This is a genomic window from Micromonospora marincola, from assembly GCF_056150385.1.
The window spans coordinates 38,299-54,368 of record NZ_JAXCFT010000017.1 but is presented as its reverse complement, the minus strand read 5'-3'; the positions used below and the strand labels follow the sequence as shown (position 1 = coordinate 54,368).

Below are 16,070 nucleotides of genomic sequence, written 5' to 3'. Positions count from 1 at the left end.
GATTCTACTTGCTGATGGCGGCGACCGCTTGGCGTGCGGCGTCGCGAACGCGCGCCGGGTCAGTCCCCTTGCCCACGACGCGCAGACCCTGGAGCACGACCACCAGGAAGCGCGCGAGGCTCACCGGATCGACGTCGGCGCGCAGGTCTCCCTCGGCCCGGGCCCGGGAGAGCGAGGTGGCGAGGGCCACCTCGAGCGTGCGCCAGCTCGCCTCCACCCGGCGGGCCACGACCTCGTCGCCGGGCAGCAGCTCGACGGCCGCGTTGACCACCATGCAACCGCGCTCGGCCGAGTCTCCCATGCCAGCCTCGGCGGCGTACCAGTCGATCAACTCGAAGACGGCGGGCAGCGCCGGACCGGGACGTGACAGCCGCTCGATCACCTGCGCGTCCGTCGCGCCGATGTAACGGTCCAGCGCCCGCAGGTACAAGTCGTGCTTGCTGCCGAACGTGCCGTAGATGCTGGCCCGCCCGATGCCGAGATACTCGACGAGATGGGTCATGGAGGTGGCTTGGTACCCACGCTGCCAGAAAAGTTCCAGCGCGGCGCCGAGCGCCTGCTCGGGATCGAACTCCTTGGTCCTGGACATGCCGTCAGCATAGTGCGGTTTCTGGAATGACCGATCCCGCTTCATCCGTACCTGGCCATCCGGTATCTCGACCGATCGAGGTGACGAACTGTCCGCGAACGCGTTGACCCCGGCGGCGGGTACGGCCTGTTGTCGCGTCGGCACGGGCTGACCGTCGACCACCTGTTCGGCGTCGAAGTCGTCACCGTCGCAGCCGATGGCAAAGCCCGTGTGGTCCTGGCGACCCGGGAGAGCGACGACCCCCACCGGGATCTGTGGTGGGCGCACACCGGGGGCGGCGGCGGCAACTTCGGCATGGTGACCCGCTACCTGTTCCGCTCGCCGGGCACCCTCGGCACCGTACCCGGCGACCAGTTGGTCCGGCTGGTGAACGCGGTCGCCGTGCCATGGAGCGCCCTGGACCGGGACGCCTTCGCCACGATGGTTCGGCGCTACAGCGAGTGGCACACCGCGCACAGGGGCACCGGCGACTCGACCGCGGATCTCTGCAGCTTCCTGATGATGAACCACGTGCCGAACGGCTCGATCGGGATGCTTACCGTCATCGGCGCCGATGCGCCGCAGGCGGAGGCGGAGGTCAAGGTGGTAAGGGGATAGCCTTGCCTTGCAAGTGGGAGCAGATCGGGTGCGGCTTGGCGAAGTGGTCAGCGTGCCCGAAGCTGTCACGCCGGCAGAAGGCCGTCAACCGGGCCCACGCGAAGATCCGCGCCCGCGGCGAACGCGCGATCGCCACACTCAAGACCTGGAAAATCCTGGTCAAGCTGCGCTGCTGCCCACGCCGAGCGACCGCGATCGTGCAGGCCATCCTCGTCCTGCACCACGTCGAAGCCGACCGCAACGCAGGATGAAAATGGCTCATAGATGCACGGTGGCGATTGACGTGTGTACGGCCGAGTCGGGTGCGAAGGTGATCATCGGAAGTAAGTCGCGCCGTCTAACACAGCGTCGAGCCAGCGTTCATACCACCCGAGGAAGTCGGCATCGTTGGTGAAGGTCGGTCCGGTCGAGGTATCGCTGTTGTCGGTGACGCGGCTGCGGGCGGGTCCGCTGACCACAAGGATGGACAGGTAGCCGCAGCCCTGATCACTCAGCGCCAGTGTCCCGGTGTACGGCTCGTCGTCATCACCGGGCGCAACGTCAGTCGGCCAATCTGAGTACACCCGTCCCGGCTCAGCGGGGAAAGGCTTGCTCAGCGTGTTCGAGTCGGGCATGCCCCACAGGCTGGTGGCCCAGTCCTCAAGAGGGTGCAGGCCGTAGTACGGGCCGGCACCACCCCAACGGCCCGGCCCGCCGTGCCCGATCACGGTGATGAACGCCCGGTAGTCCGCCGGTAGCGAAACGCCGTGCTCACGTTCGAATGCGGCGACCTCGGTCTGGGGCAACGGCGGACCCAGTTCGAATCGGTGAGCCGACGCCCCGAACATGACTGACTTGCCTGGCCGCCTCGCTGCGACAGCCAGTTTCTCCGCTACCCGGTCGAGGCGTGCCGACAAGTGGGGATCAGCAGTCACGCGATCATTGTGACGCGTAGCTGCGGAACGTGGGTAACGGCAGCGGGTTGCTCACGACCGGCGCACGGTAGGGAGGCAAGCAACACGAGCTGGCTCTGCACGCTCATGCCGCACGGGCGCGTGCAGGCGAGGTGACGAGAACCGTCGGCGCTCGTGACCCGTCGCTCTCGCAGTTAACGATGGTTATCCGCCCAGACGGGATCGGTCAGGGCCGCCACACGATTCCACTCAGGCGCTCCACCGGAAAGTGTCCAGGCCCTGCTGGGCTTCGCCCGAAGCTGCGGTGCCACGAGTTCGTCGGCGAACCGCCGTCGCTCGACGCTCAGCGCATCGGTGGCCCCTGGCGTGCCCTTGAGGATCTCGTCTTCGATGTGGGCGCTGGTCTCCGTATGGCGGCGCACCGACCACGTGTGGCACCGCTGCACCTCGTCGGCGTCGACGACCGCCGTCAGTGTCATCAGTGGTGGCTCGACCGCCTCGGCCAGGCACGCGGCCAGCCGGTCATGCCCGTCGAGAATCAGGTACGAGTCGAGGCTGCTCACCCACCACAGCAGGATCGGTGGCAGCGTGCCGCTGCGGGCCTGCTTACGGTAGCTCTTCACGCGAGCGTCGTCGGATCGGGACATCGGACGCATCGACAGGACGAGGCCACTGCCGCCGTGGATGTACGAGTCAAGCTGCCCGGCGTCGTCGTCGACCAATAGCTCGGACCACCGCTCGACGGTCTTGGCAGGTTCGAGAACGGATCCGAATGCCTCCACATAGCGCAGGTTCGGTGCGCTCGGCTGCAACAGCCACCGACTCGGGTACAGCGGTCCCACCGTGCTGGTGGTGAGCAGATCCGCGAACCGGTACGCCCACCGGGTGCCCCGGTCCCCTGCCGGCTCCTCGCCTATCCGCCGTGCATCCGCCGACCGTACGGGCGGCAAGACCGGCTTGAAGCCACGCAGTCGCCGGTAATCGACGTCACGGTAGGCAGCGTCCACCCGCGCAAGGAACACGACCGTTGACCCCTGCCGGATAATGAGGCGCCTACCGCTGGTTACCTCCACCGCGGTCCCGGGACGTCGGGGCGCGGCGGTGACATCGAGAAGCAGCCCCTGCCAGCGGTCTCCCCGAAGCACGTCCTCGCGACGAGCGCGGACCACCGCTTTCGTACCCTCGATCTCCTCGACAACCACGGCCTTGTCCTACCCGACCACCAGAGCGAACACGACCAGATATTCGCCGGCCCTGCCCGAAACCCGAAGACGCGTGGCGGCATCACGTACGGCAGCGTGCCGGGCGGCGGGATCGTACGAGTCGGATCCGGTGACCGGGATCCGGGCCCCGCGCCGTCGGGGGGCGATCAGCCGTTCGGGTTGCCGACGCCGGTGAGGATCCGGCTGCGGAGGTACCGGCCCGCCTCGGTCAGTACGCCGTTGCCGGTGAAGTCCTCACCGGCGCAGGTGCCCTGCTGGAACGCCGAGTTGGTTTCCCGGCCGTCCGAGAAGCTCCACATCCCGTACGAGATCTTGTTGCTCTTGAGCAGGTCCAGCCAGGCGGTGGTGCTGGCGAAGTCGTTGGTGCCGTCGCCGGTGAAGGTCTGCGTGCCGAACTCGCTGACGAACAGTGGCAGGCTCTTCGCCGCCCGAGCCACCACCGCGCGCCTGTCGGCGCCGTGCGAGGCCGCGTAGAAGTGGAACGTGTACATGACGTTCTCGGCATCTACCGGATCGTTGACGATCTCGGTCTCGTCGCTGCCCTCGCTGAGGCCCAGCGACGAGAAGCCGCGGGTGCCGACCAGCACGACGCTGTCCGGCGAGTTCTTCCGGATCACGGGGATGACCTGCTCGGCGTACGTCTTGATGCCGTCCCAGCTGACCCCGTTCGGCTCGTTCGCGACCTCGTAGAGCACGTTGTTGTTCGCCGCGTGCCGGGCCGAGACGTCCGCGAAGAACGTCGTGGCCAGGCCCAGGTTCACGTTGGGGTCGCCCGGGGTGAGGATGTGGAAGTCCACCAGGACGTAGAGCCCGAGGCGGGTGGCCTCGTCGACGAGGCCGTTCACCTTGGCGGTGAAGCCGACCGGATCGGTTTCCAGGCCACCCTCCTGCACGTACATCGACAGCCGGATGAAGTCGGCCGTCCAGTCGTTGCGCAGCGCCGCGAGCGAGTCGGCGTTCACGCAGTTCGGGAAGAACTGCAGGCCGTGACTACTCATGCCGCGCAGTTGGATCGCCTCGCCGGCCTCGTTGCACAACCGCACACCGCACACGCTGAGCTGACCGTTGACCGCCACTGGCGTACCGGCCGGCGCAGCCGCGGAAGCCCCCGGCGCGGCTGCGGATTCGGCGGGTGCCGGCTCGGCCGGGGCGGTGGCGGCCGGGGCGGTGGTGGGCTTGGCGACCGGTGTCACCCTGGTGCCATCGCTGAGCGCGCACGCCGACAGGCCCTCGGCGTCGAGGTCGGGCTTCGCGGCGTTACGGCCGATCGCCGTCTCGATCCGGTTGATGGTGGCGAATCGCTTGTCCCGCAGCGGGCCGAGGATCGCGTTCTGGGCGAAGTGGGGGCCGCCCTGACCAACCGTGTCGCGCAGCCGCTTGTCGGCCTCGGCGATCTGGGTGTCGAGCAGTTCCAGGTTGCGCTGCACCTCGGCCTGCTGGCGAGCCGGGATGTTCACGCCGACAGTGACCGTCGGGCAACTGACGGTGGGCGCCGACTCGTCGGCGGAGGCGATGCCCAACCCGACGCCGACGGCGAGAACCGCGACCCCGGCGACGGCGCCGAGCCGCCAACGACGCTCTGACCTGCGTGACCTGCCGAACCTCGAACTGCGCATCGGAACCGCCACCTCTCGCCGGGTGCCCTCACATCCGTACCGAGGGGTTTACGGGAGCGCTCCCGCCACGGATCAGCCCGCACCCTTGTCATGTTGCGACAGGTACCTTCTTCTGACAAGGTATTGGCATGCGGACCGATCCAAAGCTCGTGGCGTTGCGGCGCGGCCTGCTGGAACCACTCGTCCTGGCCACGGTCGAGTCCCGGCAGCGCTACGCGGCCGAGATCCTCGCCGCGCTGCGGGAGGCGGACTTCCCCACCCAGGAGGGCACGCTCTACCCGCTGCTGAGCAAGCTCCGACGAGACGGGCTCGTGCACCACGAGTGGCATGAGTCGCCGTCCGGGCCGCCCCGGAAATACTTCTCCCTCACGGATGCCGGCAGAAGCCAACTCGCCGCGTTCCGCGACTACTGGAACGAGTTGACCCGCATGATCAACACGATGGGACGATGACCCGTGCACGAGCCGACTGCCATTCGTCTCACCGGTCACGTCGTGGCCTATCCCGCCACCCGCGAAGCACGCGATGCCCTGCGGCAGTATCTCGACGAGTCGCGACGCGCGCTGAGCGGCGACCCGGACGCCGACGAGATCATCCGAGATCTCGAATCCGCGATCGGCGACCGGCTGAGCACGCTCACCGGCTCGGGCCACGAGCCGGTGACCGGCGCCCAGATGGGATCGATTCTGGCGGAGCTGGGGCCGGCACGCCCCGCGTCGCCGTCCCCCGCCGCGGGACCGCCGCGCGGCCGGTTCTGGTGCCGCATCGACGAGGGCAAGTGGTTCGGCGGCGTCTGCCTCGGCATCGCGGCGTACGGCGGGTTCGGCGTCGACTGGGTCCGAACCGTCGTGCTGCTGCTGACCCTGTTCACCGGTGGCGCGCTCGCCGTGCCGTATCTCATTCTGCTGCTCCTGCTCCCCGCCGTCCCGACGGTTGCCGACTACGAGCGCCAACGGGACGGCAGGTGACCAGGGCCGGGCGGACGTCTGGACGCGGCCCGGCACCGAACTGCCTCGACGAGCACGTCCGGTCGGCGAATACCCTGCCCTGATGGCCATGTCGTCCCATCTCGCCCGGCTGCGGGCCATGATCGGCCACGAGTTGATCCAGCTCCCGTCGGTGTCGGTCCTCGTCGTCGACGACCACGCCCGGCTCCTGCTGGTGCGCCACGCCGGCAGCTCGGACGGGTGGGCGGTGCCCGGCGGCGCGGTCGACGTCGGCGAGTCACCGGCCCAGGCGGCCGTCCGGGAGATCCGCGAGGAGACCGGCATCCAGATCAGCACGCCGCGACTGCTGGACGTGCTCGGCGGCGCCGACTACGAGGTGACCTATCCCAACGGCGACCGCGTCGCCTACGTCACCGCCGTCTACCAGGCCGACATCGAGGACGGGACCCCGGCGCCCGATCACGACGAGATCAGCGAGCTGGGCTGGTTCACCCCGCCGCAGCTTCCCGGCGTCGACCTCAACCGGTTCGCCCGCGCGCTGCTCCGAGCCACCGGCCACCTCACCACCTGATGAGGGCAGGTGATGGGAAGTCGCTGTCGGTCGGTGTCGCGGAGCGCCAGGTGGCTCGAGCGATCAAATGTGCTTCTCGAAGTTGAGCTGGTTGTAGGGCGAGGTGCTGTAGGCGCCGATTTCGCGGTATCCGCTGCTGCGGTACAAAGCGATGGCTTCGCCGAGTGAGTTGTGGGTTCCCAGCCGGACCGTGCCCACGCCGTGCGCGGCGGCGTCGGCTTCGAGGTGTTTCAGGAGGCGGCGGCCCAGGCCGAGGCCGCGGGTTGTGGTGTCGGTCCACAAATGGCGGATCTCGGCGATTCCGGGGGCGAGTCGGACCCACGCGCCGCACCCGGCGGGTCTGTCGCGCTCGCAGGCGAGCAGGAGCGACCCGTCCAAGTCCTCGGGCCGGGTCAACGTTGCCTCGTCGTAGCCTTCCGGGAAGCGTCCGGCCAGCTCGGTTGCGTACCGGCGCAGGCACCACCACGCCCGTGGGTCGTCCGCCGTGACCGGGGTGATCGTGACTGTCGCCACCCGTAGCAGCCGCCGGACCTGTTGCTGGGCGGCTAGCAGCTCATCCTGCTGGCCTGGACTGAGCTCGCCGATCAGGGCGGCGATATTGGCACGAGATCGATCGTCGAGCACACCGCGTTCCCGTCGGCCGGCGTCGGTGAGCTCAGCGATCCTGGCTCGACCGTCGGCGGGATGCGGGACGACGCGGACCAGGCCCTGCTCTTCAAGGGCCCGTAGCAGCCGGCTCAGATACCCGGAATCCAGACCCAGGCGGTCGCGTAGCTCACGAACGGCGGTGCGGTCACCGATCTCCCAGAGCAGCCGAGACGGCCCCAGGGGGCGATCAAGACCGAGGTAGTGATCAGTGAGCAGGCCCAGACTTTCGGTATAGAAGCGGTTGAAGTCGCGTATCCGGTCGATGAGGTCAGTCTCCATCCCACCGATATTAGCTGACCGAGGTCAGACAAGTCACCGGGCGAACCGATTTGAGCAGGCCGACAACTTCCCGAGCCCTCCCACACGGAAGGGAACAGCAGCCGGGGCGCCGTGGCAGCCCAGGGTGTGCTTACCTTCTGGAATGCCGCACCCCATCATGTTCGACGAGGCGGACCCGCTCCTGGGCCGGCTGCGGACGCTCGCCCTGGCCCTCCCCGACGCGGCCGAGAAGGTCTCCCACGGGCGTCCCGCCTTCTACACCACCAAAGTCTTCGCCTACTACGGGGGATCGGTGAAGGTCGACGGCGTCTATCACCAGCACGGACAGTCGGTGATCGTGCTTGTCGACCCCGACGAGCGCACGGCGCTGCTGGCCGAAGACCGTTGCTTCGTGCCGGCCTACCTGGGGGCCTACGGGTGGGTCGGTGTGGACCTCACCGATGGCATCGGCTGGGATGAGGTCGGCGAGCTACTCGACGCCAGCTACCGACGTACGGCCGGGGCACGCAGAATCACGCTGCTCGACTCCCGACGGCCCTGAGCAACCCGCGACTGCTCGGCAACCAGTCTCAGTCGAAGATGCCGACGACAGCGCCGGCCGGGCACACCACCGGTGGGATCGTCGGCGATCAGTCGACCCGGTTGAGTACCTGGGCCCGAGCGGCGGAGTACCGTTCGCGGATCGCGGGTACGGCGTCCGCCTCGTGCCTCTCAACCCGTCCAACGGTCCATGCGTGTGGTTGCTGCCCGCCCGACAACAGCCATGCCGCCTGCCGGGCGGCACCGTCAGCGACGTGCTCACCGAGCGGTGGTACGAGTACGGGCCGGCCGAAGACTGTAGGCGCGATCTGGCGTACCGCCTCCGAGCGGGCGCCGCCGCCGACCAGGAGGACCCGTTTGACCGTCGTACCCTGCGCGATCATCGCGTCCAGCCCGTCGGCGAGTGCGCACAGCATCCCCTCAACAGCGGCGCGGGCCAGGTGAGAGGGGGTCGAGGTCCGCAAGGTCAAGCCGTGCACGGCGCCGGTGGCATGTGGAAGGTTCGGTGTGCGCTCACCCTCCAGGTAGGGCACCAGGACCAGCCCGTCGGCACCGGGCGGGGCGGACAACGCCAGCGCGGACAGCTCTGCATGGTCCACCCGCAGCATGGTCGCGGTGGCGTCCAGCACCCGGGCGGCGTTGAGCGTACACACCAGCGGCAGGAAGCGGCCGGTCATGTCGGCATACCCGGCCACGATCCCGCTCGGGTCGGCGGCCGGCACGTCGGCCACCGTGGACACGATGCCCGACGTGCCGATCGACACGACCACGTCGCCCGGCTCGGCGCCGGCACCCAGCACCGCCGCTGCGCAGTCGCCGCCACCAGCGCCCAACGGTGCGCCGGTGCGCAGCTGCCCCGCCTGACCGGTAGGTCCGAGCACCTCCGGCAGCAGCAGGTCATCACGACCGAACGCCAACCCGACCAGATCGCGTCGGTACCCACCGGTTGCGGCCGACCAGTACCCGGTCCCACTGGCCTCGCTGCGGTCGGTACACAGCGCGGCCAACCCACCCGCGCCGGCCAGCCGCCAGGTCAGCCAATCGTGCGGCAGACACACCGCTTGCGTACGTGCGGCATTGTCCGGCTCCGCCGAGGCCAGCCAGCGCAGCTTTGTGACGGTGAAGCTGGCCACCGGCACCAACCCGACAGCATCGGCCCAGGCTCGCGACCCGACCTCCCCACCTCCAAGATCCGAAATCAGGTCAAGGGCAGCCCCGGCCGAGCGGGTGTCGTTCCACAGCACAGCGTCGCGGACAACCATGCCATCCGCGTCCAGGCACACCATGCCCTGCATCTGCCCCGCGACCGAGGCCGCCGCCACATCGTCCAGTCCGCCGGCCCGCTCGACCGCGCCGAACAACGCGGCCTCCCACGCGGCGGGCGGCACGGCCGTCCCGACTGGGTGCGGTACGCGGCCCGCACGCACGAGCCTTCCGGTTTCGGCGTCGCGGATCACGACCTTGCACGACTGGGTCGAGGAGTCGACCCCGGCGACAAACGGCACAGTTCTCCCAATGGGTGGCGACAGGGCCACTGATGCAGGCGGCTCAGCGGCCGGGTGGAGGACAAGCGTCCTGCCGGGGCGGGCGGAGCGCAAGCGGCGGGGGTTCTACGATCCACGTGTGGGCTCCCGGGCGAACGTGGCCGTCAAACGGAACGGCGAATGGACGCACTGCGGCAGTAACGGCATGGGCTACAGCCTCGACGCGTGGCTTGCGCTCGGTCCCGCTCCCGCGCTGGCGGTCATCGGGTCCTTCGCCGTATGGGACCGGGACGAGTGGCAGATCGAGTCCTCTTGTGAGGCGGGCGCGCTGATCGACCTGGACGGCCAGGACCTGCTGTTCTTCCTGGGGGCCGACTACGCCCAGCGGCTCGCTGATCTGGACGGGTATCGACGTACCTGGCCGGGCTGGACGATCCGCTGGGCGTACAACGGCATCGCCGACGTGACCGACGCACTCGGCCTGGACACGGCGGTCCTGCGACGTGAACCGTGGGACAACACCGATCTGTTCCGGTGGGGCCGTCCCGATGCCCAGGAGCCGCCGGACCTTCGATACCTGGTCACGGTGGGCGATGCAGGATACGGTCTGGGCGGCTGGGAGGTGCCACCGTGGCAGGTCGGACCTGACCTACTCGACCAGTTGACCGGCCTCCCGCAGCCATCGACCTGGCCGGAGGTACCGCGCGGCGGCCTGCATCTGGATCCGGCCGCTCGCCGTGCCGGGGTCTGGTCGGTCGATCCGGTCCTGGGCCTGGCCGACCGGTTCGCCGAGCGCTGGCCGGGCTGGACGCTGGAGTTCTGGCAGGACCGGTACCAGGAGCAGGAGCGACGGTGTGCCGGTGCGTTCCGATTCCCCGACCCGGCACCCGCCGCCGAACTCTGCGGCTACGCCCTGGTGCGGCGGGTGATGCAGCACTGGGTGCCGGCCACGTCGGAGTTCCGGGACAGCTGGCCGCAGGAGAAGGAGGGTCACGACCCCTTCTGCGGCACGCGCGATGCCGGACTCGGCATCGCCGACCTGCAAAAACTCGGCGAACTACTCCTCGGCCCGAGCCGCGATCCGCACCACCCGCCGACCATCCCGGACGGCTCGCCCGCGTTCTGGACCGAATGGGCGACGATCGGCGACTGGAGCCGGCCCCTCGACGTCGCCGCTTACGCGCGCCAACTCCACGGTGTCAGATCTCTCTGAGCCACTCCGCTACCGGCTCATTACCGGACCCGATGATGCCGACTTCTGCGCCCGCATCAGCGGCCTTCCGACCAGGGCTAACGGCTGTACGACTCCCCGGCGCTGACTTTCAACGGGTGAACGTGTCATCGCCGCTCATGCGTTGGTACTGCCGAACTCGGCCGGCCCCGAGGCGTCCGAGGGCGGCGACAGACAGAGACGTACGCTCATGCCGCGCCCCGCGCGTCACGGAACGTAGCCAACTGACGCCCGGGTGAGGCATCCGGACGTGCCGAGTTGCGGAATGCTGGCGTCCGTTCACCCGCGCACACCGTAAGGTCCGGGCATGGCTAACGCGAAGATCAGGCTCGACCACTGCGTGATCGCGGTCAGCAACTGGGAACGGTCGACGACCTTCTATCGAGACGTCCTGGGTGCCGACGTGGTCGACCATCCCGACGGTCACGTGGCCTTCCGGTTCGGCGACCAACAGCTCAACGTCCACGGACCGGGCCTGGATGTCGGAAAGCTGGTGGCACGGCCGCCCGTCACGCCAGGCGGCAGCGACCTGTGCTTCGTGTGGCCCGGTACCACCGAGGAAGCGATCGCTCACCTTCACCACCATCGCATCGAAATAGAGGCAGGGCCGGTTACCCGCAGCGGTGGAGGTGGGCGTGGCGTCAGTGTCTACTTCCGGGATCCGGACGGTTCCCTGTTGGAGCTGATCACCTACACCGAACCCTCGTAGCCGGGACCGGGCTCCGAAGATGCTCAGGCCCTTGGCAGCGGTCCGCGGGCATCCGCACATGCCGCGACCCGGGCACCGACCCGACTAAGGCGTGTTTCATAAGCCCGGTCAGAGCCATTCGCAGATGATGGTGATGGTCAGGACGGCTTGGAACCGGACGGCTAACTTGTCGTAGCGGGTGGCCACGCCGCGGTGGCGTTTGAGTCGGGCGATGCCGTTCTCGACGGCGTGTCGTAGCCGGTAGAGGTCTCGGTCGAACTTCGGCGGGCGTCCGCCGCGGCTGCCCTTGGCTTTGCGGTGGGCGTCCTGGTCGGTCTTGCTCGGGATGCACGCCTTGATCCCGCGCTTGCGTAGGTAGGCGCGGTTTCCGCGGCTGGTGTAGGCCTTGTCGGCCAGGACCAGGTCGGGGCAGGTGCGGGGCCGGCCCACCCCGAGACGGCTCACCCGGATACGGCGCAGGACCGGGATGAACTGCGGACTGTCACCACGATGCCCGGCGGTCACCACCATCGACAGGACCTTCTGCCCCTGCTCACAGGCCAGATGCGTCTTGGTGGTCAAACCGCCGCGAGATCGTCCGAGGGCGTGATCGGCGGGTTCGTCGTGCACGCCGCCGGGTGGCTCTTTCTGCGCGTGGCCGTCGGTGCGGGCGCCAGCGGCGTGCTGGTGAGCGCGGCTGGTCATCGAGTCCACGCTGACCGTCCAGGCGATCCGGCCTTGCGCATCGCCGGCGGCCTGTGACGCGGCCAGGATCTTGTCCCAGGTGCCGTCGCGCTGCCAGCGGCGGAACAGGCCATAGACCGTCTGCCAGGGTCCGTACTCGGCCGGGACGTCACGCCAGGGCGACCCGATCCGAATCCGCCACCTGATCCCGTCGACGAGCTGCCGTTTCTCCCACTTCGGCGGCCGACCCTTCACCGACGCGACCGGCAACAGTGCGGCGAGCCGCTGCCACTGAGCGTCGGTGAGGTCGTGCCGCCTCGTCACCGCTAAGGTGGCCACGAGGTCTCCGGTATGAAGTTCTTGCTTGGTCGCAGAACCAGATACCGGAGACCTCTTCAGTTGTCGATCACCGCCACGCCGCGACCTTCATCGACCACCACGACTTCTGAAACACGCCTTAATCGGTAACCCAGCGTGAGCAGCGGATGGAAGGTCTCTGGGTCAGCAGCCGGCCGACGGGGCCGAAGCGGCAGTCCTCCCGGGGTGTGTACGTGTGGCGTACTGGTTGAGCAATGAAGCCCGTACGCCGACATGCCGCCGTCCGAGCGCGGCCTGACCACGTATCAGTGCTCCGGGGCGGCATGGCCCGGTGGTCGGCTTCCATCATGGCGCGGCGGCCCGCCAGATCGGTCAGTGCTCGCCGTCTCCCACCTTCCGCCACGCAACCATCCGCTCGGCCATGGGCCCGGTGCCGGCGCGCTCGGGTGACATGCCGAAGTGACCGCGGATCTCCTCGTCGAGGTACTCCCGGATCTCGTTGCTGTCCGCTCCACCGGCCAGCCTCGCCAGCAGCGGCGAGAGCATGCAGTCGTACTCGTCGACGTTGGTCTCCGGATCGAAGACACCGATGAAATCCCATTCGTCGAGCAATCGTCGCAACTCGTCCGCCCGCTCGTACATGCGGCGATGATCGCATGTACGACGGGCAGGAGCCCGCCGTCGACCGGCAGAGCGCTGCACTCCGTTGCCGCCGTCCGCTGAGAAAGGGCTCGGGGACGCCTCGCAGCGGCGACGCGGTTCCGAACTCGGCCCGGCTCGAACGGGCTGCCACCCTCTCCTGCTGGATCGCGGGCGCGGCCATCCGGAGCCACCGCCTCTTGGGCGAGGACGGGACGAGTTTAGGGGGCGGCGACGACGCACGGACAGGCCGCGATATTCGCGCTGCTGGGCCAGCGGGTCCTACATGCCCAGTGAGTGTGCGGAGAGCCAGTGGTGGTGGCGGCTTCGCAGGGCGTCGCGGTCAGCGGTGGTCGGCAGGACGACGTCCATGCCCCCGTCGTACGGGTGATAGAGCCAGCGCAGATCGACGTCACAGACAAGGACATTGCCGATGACGTCGTCGGCTACGTGACGTAGGAGCGGGTCGAGGCAGCCGGGCGCCCAGGGCGTTTCACTGGCATAGAGATGCATCCAGCTTTCGAAGCCCGGCTCGTCATCGACGCAGACACTCGTCCAATACACTCCGGACGGGTGTGCCTCGATGGTTTCAGCTGATCGGCCAGGTTCCTGCGGGTCGGGCTGGTCCGAATAGCCAGCGGTTATCACCAGCACGGCGGGGCCGGTCACCAGCTCGCCCAGGACGGTGTTGTGTCGAGCCAGCCCCGGATCTCCCGCACTTCATAGGGCAGCTTCGAGCATCCCGGCCACCGTTGCTCCCACAACGTCGACAGCCGGGTCGGATCCATCACGACGCCGATCATCGGCCAGTACTCGACATCCAGCAATAGGGCGCATCCCGCTTATCCCGCCGACAACTCGCTGCGGAAGGCGACATCGGCACCGTGATCGGATGCGCGCACATGCCGCGAGTCACGCGCTACCCGACAGTCGCGGTCCGTATGGAGGCCGACGCAGGCTCCTGCCGAGTCGAATCTGCTGTTGCAACAGCGCCGGTACTAACCGTGCCCTCATCGTCACCCGAGTGGCTCGCCTCCACCGTCCTGCAACGAACCTGCGGCAGCGGCTGGACGCCGGTAGCGGCCACGGCTGTCGAACATTGCCGTGACCAGGAGTTCCGACGATTAGCCAGTTCGACGGTTGCCGTACTGGCGAGGACCCTGCACCGCGCCGGAACGGCCGTGGGCGCGGCTCGCGGTACCCCCGATGTGGTTGGCGGTGCCCTTGCCCTTGGACCGCCGTGCCGCCCGGTTCTCGAAGGGCTGCGGCTGCTCCTCGGTTCCGGATTCGGCGTCAGCGGTGGAATCGGCGTCGCTGGTGGCGTCGGCCATCGGTGTCTCCTCGTGCTGTTCAGGACCGGACTATTCGCTGCGGATCTGGAAGCGTGACCGCCACGATATCCAGACGGTAGCGGGCAGGCCGACCCGAGTCGGGACCGGCTGCCCGCGCAACCATCCAGTCACGCCAGAGCCATCGCCAGGGTGATCCAACCACGACACCGTCCGAGCACCCGGATTTGCCGCGAGTCGCGCATCGCCGGCGGACCTACCCGAGCAGCGCCGCCGCCGTGGCCAGGGTGGCGAGCGACAGCGTCGTGGTCACCATCACCGCCCGGTTGGCCACCTCCTCGCCGACGCCGTACTCCTGGCTGTAGATGAACGTGTTCTGCGCGGTCGGCAGGCCCGCGCACACCACCACGGCCAGCAACTGCGACGCGGACAGGTGCAGGGCCACCCCGGCCGCGTACGCGATGACCGGCTGCGCGACGAGCTTCAGCGCGGTGAGCACGGCCAGCTCGGCCGGATCGGCCCGCGACGGCACCGTGCGGTGCAGTGACGGCGTCGTGCGGTGCAGTGACGCGCCGAGCGCGACCAGGGCGGCCGGAACCGCGGTGCCCGACAGCAGGAGGAGCGGCGCCTCGGCCGCCGACGGCAGACGCAGGCCGGCGGCCGAGCACACGACACCGAGCAGCGACGCCAGGATCACCGGGTTGCGTACCGGCAGGGAGGCGATACGGCGGACGCGGACCCGCCCGGCCGGGTCGCGGCGGCGGTCCAGGGCGACCAGGATCACCGGCGTCACCACAAGCACCTGTAGCAGCACCACCTCCGCCAGGAACGACACGTCACCGAGAACCTGTGTGGCGATGGGGATGCCGAGGTTCGCCGAGTTCACGTACCCGGCGGCCATGCCCCAGATCGGCCGTTCGCCGGGCTCGCGACCGAACAGCCGGCTCGCGCCGGCCCACCCGAACCCGACGACCGTGGCTGTGCTCACCGCGAAGGCGAGCAGCGAGCGGCCGGCGAACCCGGCCAGCGGCATGCGGGACAGGGCCAGGAACAGGGCGGCCGGCATCGCGAGGTGGAACACGAACCGGCCGAGCACCGACGCCGCCGCCTCGCCCAGCAGCCCCCGACGGCAGGCCGTGTAGCCGACGGCGGTGAGGATCCAGATCGGCACGAACGCCGACACCAGGCTCATCCGGGCGTCACGGCGCTCGGGCGTGGTGACCCCGGTCAGTCGGCCAGCGGGCGGTAACGGAGGTGGACGACGCCGTTTCGGAATCGGCGCTCGCCGAGGAACTCGTAGTCGGTGCGTACGCCGGTGGGCAGTCCCGGCTTGCCGCCGCCGACGGTCGTGGGCCACACGAGCAACTGGCACTCGTCGACAAGTCCGGCCCGGATGGCCTGCGCCGCCAGGTCCGCGCCGCCGATGGTGATGTCGCTGCTGGCCGTGGCTTTCAGCCGGCGCACGGCGTCGGGGTCGAACTGGCGCTCCACGCTTGTGCGGGCCGTGGACGCCGTGGTGAGAGTGGTGGAGTAGACGATCTTGTCCGCCGCCTGCCACACGCTCGCGAAGTCGGCCATCAGGTCGGACCCCGCGGCCAGCGAGGCGTCCGTCTCCCAGACGGCCATCGACTCGTACAGCCGGCGCCCGTAGAGGAAGGTGCCCGTCGACCGCAGGATGTCGGTGGTGAACGTGAAGACCTCGTCGTCGGGCGGGAGCCAGGCGAAAACGCCCTTCTCGTCCTCGATGAAGCCGTCGATCGACACGTTTGTCACATAGATCAGCTTTGCCATACCTCTGCCTTCCGGTGCAGGTAGGACCCGATGGGTTCGTCTC

The 16,070-nt window shown here is 68.9% G+C and carries 20 protein-coding genes and 1 pseudogene; 8 read left to right on the top strand and 13 right to left on the bottom strand.

Annotated elements, in window-relative coordinates; translation table 11 throughout:
- Window positions 1-4: 4 nt before the first annotated feature.
- Window positions 5-589 carry a TetR/AcrR family transcriptional regulator gene (locus tag SM450_RS25825; RefSeq protein ID WP_474622369.1) on the bottom strand — a complete coding sequence of 195 codons (585 nt, stop codon included), beginning with the start codon at window positions 587-589 and terminating at the stop codon, window positions 5-7.
- 129 nt (window positions 590-718) lie between these two features.
- Between SM450_RS25825 and SM450_RS25820 the strand changes: the two genes are divergently transcribed.
- Window positions 719-1,186 carry a hypothetical protein gene (locus SM450_RS25820; protein WP_474622368.1) on the top strand — a complete coding sequence of 156 codons (468 nt, stop codon included), beginning with the start codon at window positions 719-721 and terminating at the stop codon, window positions 1,184-1,186.
- A 56-nt stretch (window positions 1,187-1,242) separates the two neighbouring features.
- A pseudogene (locus SM450_RS25815) lies at window positions 1,243-1,437 on the top strand (transposase family protein); the annotation flags it as partial.
- A gap of 63 nt (window positions 1,438-1,500) precedes the next feature.
- Here the strand turns inward: SM450_RS25815 and SM450_RS25810 are convergent.
- The 3 genes from SM450_RS25810 to SM450_RS25800 all read right to left on the bottom strand — a co-directional run bounded on the left by SM450_RS25810 (window position 1,501) and on the right by SM450_RS25800 (window position 4,918).
- Window positions 1,501-2,100, bottom strand: coding sequence for an SMI1/KNR4 family protein (locus SM450_RS25810; protein ID WP_474622367.1), 600 nt, complete (start codon window positions 2,098-2,100; stop codon window positions 1,501-1,503).
- Between the two features lie 173 nt (window positions 2,101-2,273).
- Window positions 2,274-3,281 (bottom strand): hypothetical protein, encoded by a 1,008-nt coding sequence (locus tag SM450_RS25805; RefSeq protein ID WP_474622366.1) that lies wholly within the window; start codon window positions 3,279-3,281, stop codon window positions 2,274-2,276.
- 167 nt (window positions 3,282-3,448) lie between these two features.
- Window positions 3,449-4,918, bottom strand: coding sequence for a glycoside hydrolase family 5 protein (locus SM450_RS25800; protein WP_474622365.1), 1,470 nt, complete (start codon window positions 4,916-4,918; stop codon window positions 3,449-3,451).
- A gap of 128 nt (window positions 4,919-5,046) precedes the next feature.
- Here SM450_RS25800 and SM450_RS25795 point away from each other — a divergent pair, with 128 nt between their 5' ends.
- The 3 genes from SM450_RS25795 to SM450_RS25785 all read left to right on the top strand — a co-directional run bounded on the left by SM450_RS25795 (window position 5,047) and on the right by SM450_RS25785 (window position 6,436).
- Entirely contained in the window at window positions 5,047-5,370 is a 324-nt protein-coding gene (locus SM450_RS25795; protein WP_474622364.1) for a PadR family transcriptional regulator, read from the top strand.
- Window positions 5,371-5,373: 3 nt separating this feature from the next.
- A complete protein-coding gene (locus tag SM450_RS25790) occupies window positions 5,374-5,886 on the top strand; it encodes a PspC domain-containing protein (RefSeq protein ID WP_474622363.1) in 513 nt (170 codons plus the stop codon).
- A gap of 82 nt (window positions 5,887-5,968) precedes the next feature.
- Window positions 5,969-6,436 (top strand): NUDIX domain-containing protein, encoded by a 468-nt coding sequence (locus SM450_RS25785; protein ID WP_474622362.1) that lies wholly within the window; start codon window positions 5,969-5,971, stop codon window positions 6,434-6,436.
- A 63-nt stretch (window positions 6,437-6,499) separates the two neighbouring features.
- On the opposite strand, the gene SM450_RS25780 is transcribed toward SM450_RS25785, so the two are convergent.
- The gene (locus SM450_RS25780) at window positions 6,500-7,363 is read right to left on the bottom strand and encodes a GNAT family N-acetyltransferase (RefSeq protein WP_474622361.1); all 864 of its coding nucleotides are present in this window, start codon (window positions 7,361-7,363) and stop codon (window positions 6,500-6,502) included.
- 142 nt (window positions 7,364-7,505) lie between these two features.
- On the opposite strand from SM450_RS25780, the gene SM450_RS25775 reads away from it, so the two are divergent.
- Complete coding sequence (locus SM450_RS25775; RefSeq protein WP_474622360.1) at window positions 7,506-7,904, top strand: MmcQ/YjbR family DNA-binding protein; 399 nt, start codon at window positions 7,506-7,508, stop codon at window positions 7,902-7,904.
- 88 nt (window positions 7,905-7,992) lie between these two features.
- On the opposite strand, the gene SM450_RS25770 is transcribed toward SM450_RS25775, so the two are convergent.
- Window positions 7,993-9,408: a xylulokinase gene (locus tag SM450_RS25770; RefSeq protein WP_474622359.1), complete on the bottom strand. Its 1,416-nt coding sequence runs from the start codon at window positions 9,406-9,408 to the stop codon at window positions 7,993-7,995.
- 118 nt (window positions 9,409-9,526) lie between these two features.
- Between SM450_RS25770 and SM450_RS25765 the strand changes: the two genes are divergently transcribed.
- Together SM450_RS25765 and SM450_RS25760 are read left to right on the top strand one after the other, a co-directional pair.
- On the top strand, window positions 9,527-10,600 hold the full coding sequence (locus SM450_RS25765) for a hypothetical protein (protein WP_474622358.1): 1,074 nt from the start codon (window positions 9,527-9,529) through the stop codon (window positions 10,598-10,600).
- Between the two features lie 325 nt (window positions 10,601-10,925).
- On the top strand, window positions 10,926-11,327 hold the full coding sequence (locus SM450_RS25760; protein ID WP_474622357.1) for a VOC family protein: 402 nt from the start codon (window positions 10,926-10,928) through the stop codon (window positions 11,325-11,327).
- Window positions 11,328-11,435: 108 nt separating this feature from the next.
- Here the strand turns inward: SM450_RS25760 and SM450_RS25755 are convergent, their stop codons facing one another.
- From SM450_RS25755 to SM450_RS25725, 7 genes are all read right to left on the bottom strand, one after another.
- Complete coding sequence (locus SM450_RS25755) at window positions 11,436-12,314, bottom strand: IS5 family transposase (RefSeq protein ID WP_474622422.1); 879 nt, start codon at window positions 12,312-12,314, stop codon at window positions 11,436-11,438.
- A gap of 366 nt (window positions 12,315-12,680) precedes the next feature.
- Complete coding sequence (locus SM450_RS25750; protein ID WP_474622356.1) at window positions 12,681-12,950, bottom strand: hypothetical protein; 270 nt, start codon at window positions 12,948-12,950, stop codon at window positions 12,681-12,683.
- Window positions 12,951-13,229: 279 nt separating this feature from the next.
- The gene (locus tag SM450_RS25745; RefSeq protein WP_474622355.1) at window positions 13,230-13,616 is read right to left on the bottom strand and encodes a DUF3885 domain-containing protein; all 387 of its coding nucleotides are present in this window, start codon (window positions 13,614-13,616) and stop codon (window positions 13,230-13,232) included.
- Entirely contained in the window at window positions 13,613-13,738 is a 126-nt protein-coding gene (locus SM450_RS25740) for a hypothetical protein (protein ID WP_474622354.1), read from the bottom strand. The genes SM450_RS25745 and SM450_RS25740 overlap by 4 nt, the downstream gene beginning before the upstream one ends.
- Before the next feature lie 333 nt (window positions 13,739-14,071).
- A complete protein-coding gene (locus tag SM450_RS25735) occupies window positions 14,072-14,278 on the bottom strand; it encodes a hypothetical protein (RefSeq protein WP_474622353.1) in 207 nt (68 codons plus the stop codon).
- 214 nt (window positions 14,279-14,492) lie between these two features.
- Window positions 14,493-15,428: an AEC family transporter gene (locus SM450_RS25730; RefSeq protein WP_474622352.1), complete on the bottom strand. Its 936-nt coding sequence runs from the start codon at window positions 15,426-15,428 to the stop codon at window positions 14,493-14,495.
- Window positions 15,429-15,463: 35 nt separating this feature from the next.
- Window positions 15,464-16,027: a dihydrofolate reductase family protein gene (locus SM450_RS25725; protein WP_474622351.1), complete on the bottom strand. Its 564-nt coding sequence runs from the start codon at window positions 16,025-16,027 to the stop codon at window positions 15,464-15,466.
- Window positions 16,028-16,070: the final 43 nt, after the last annotated feature.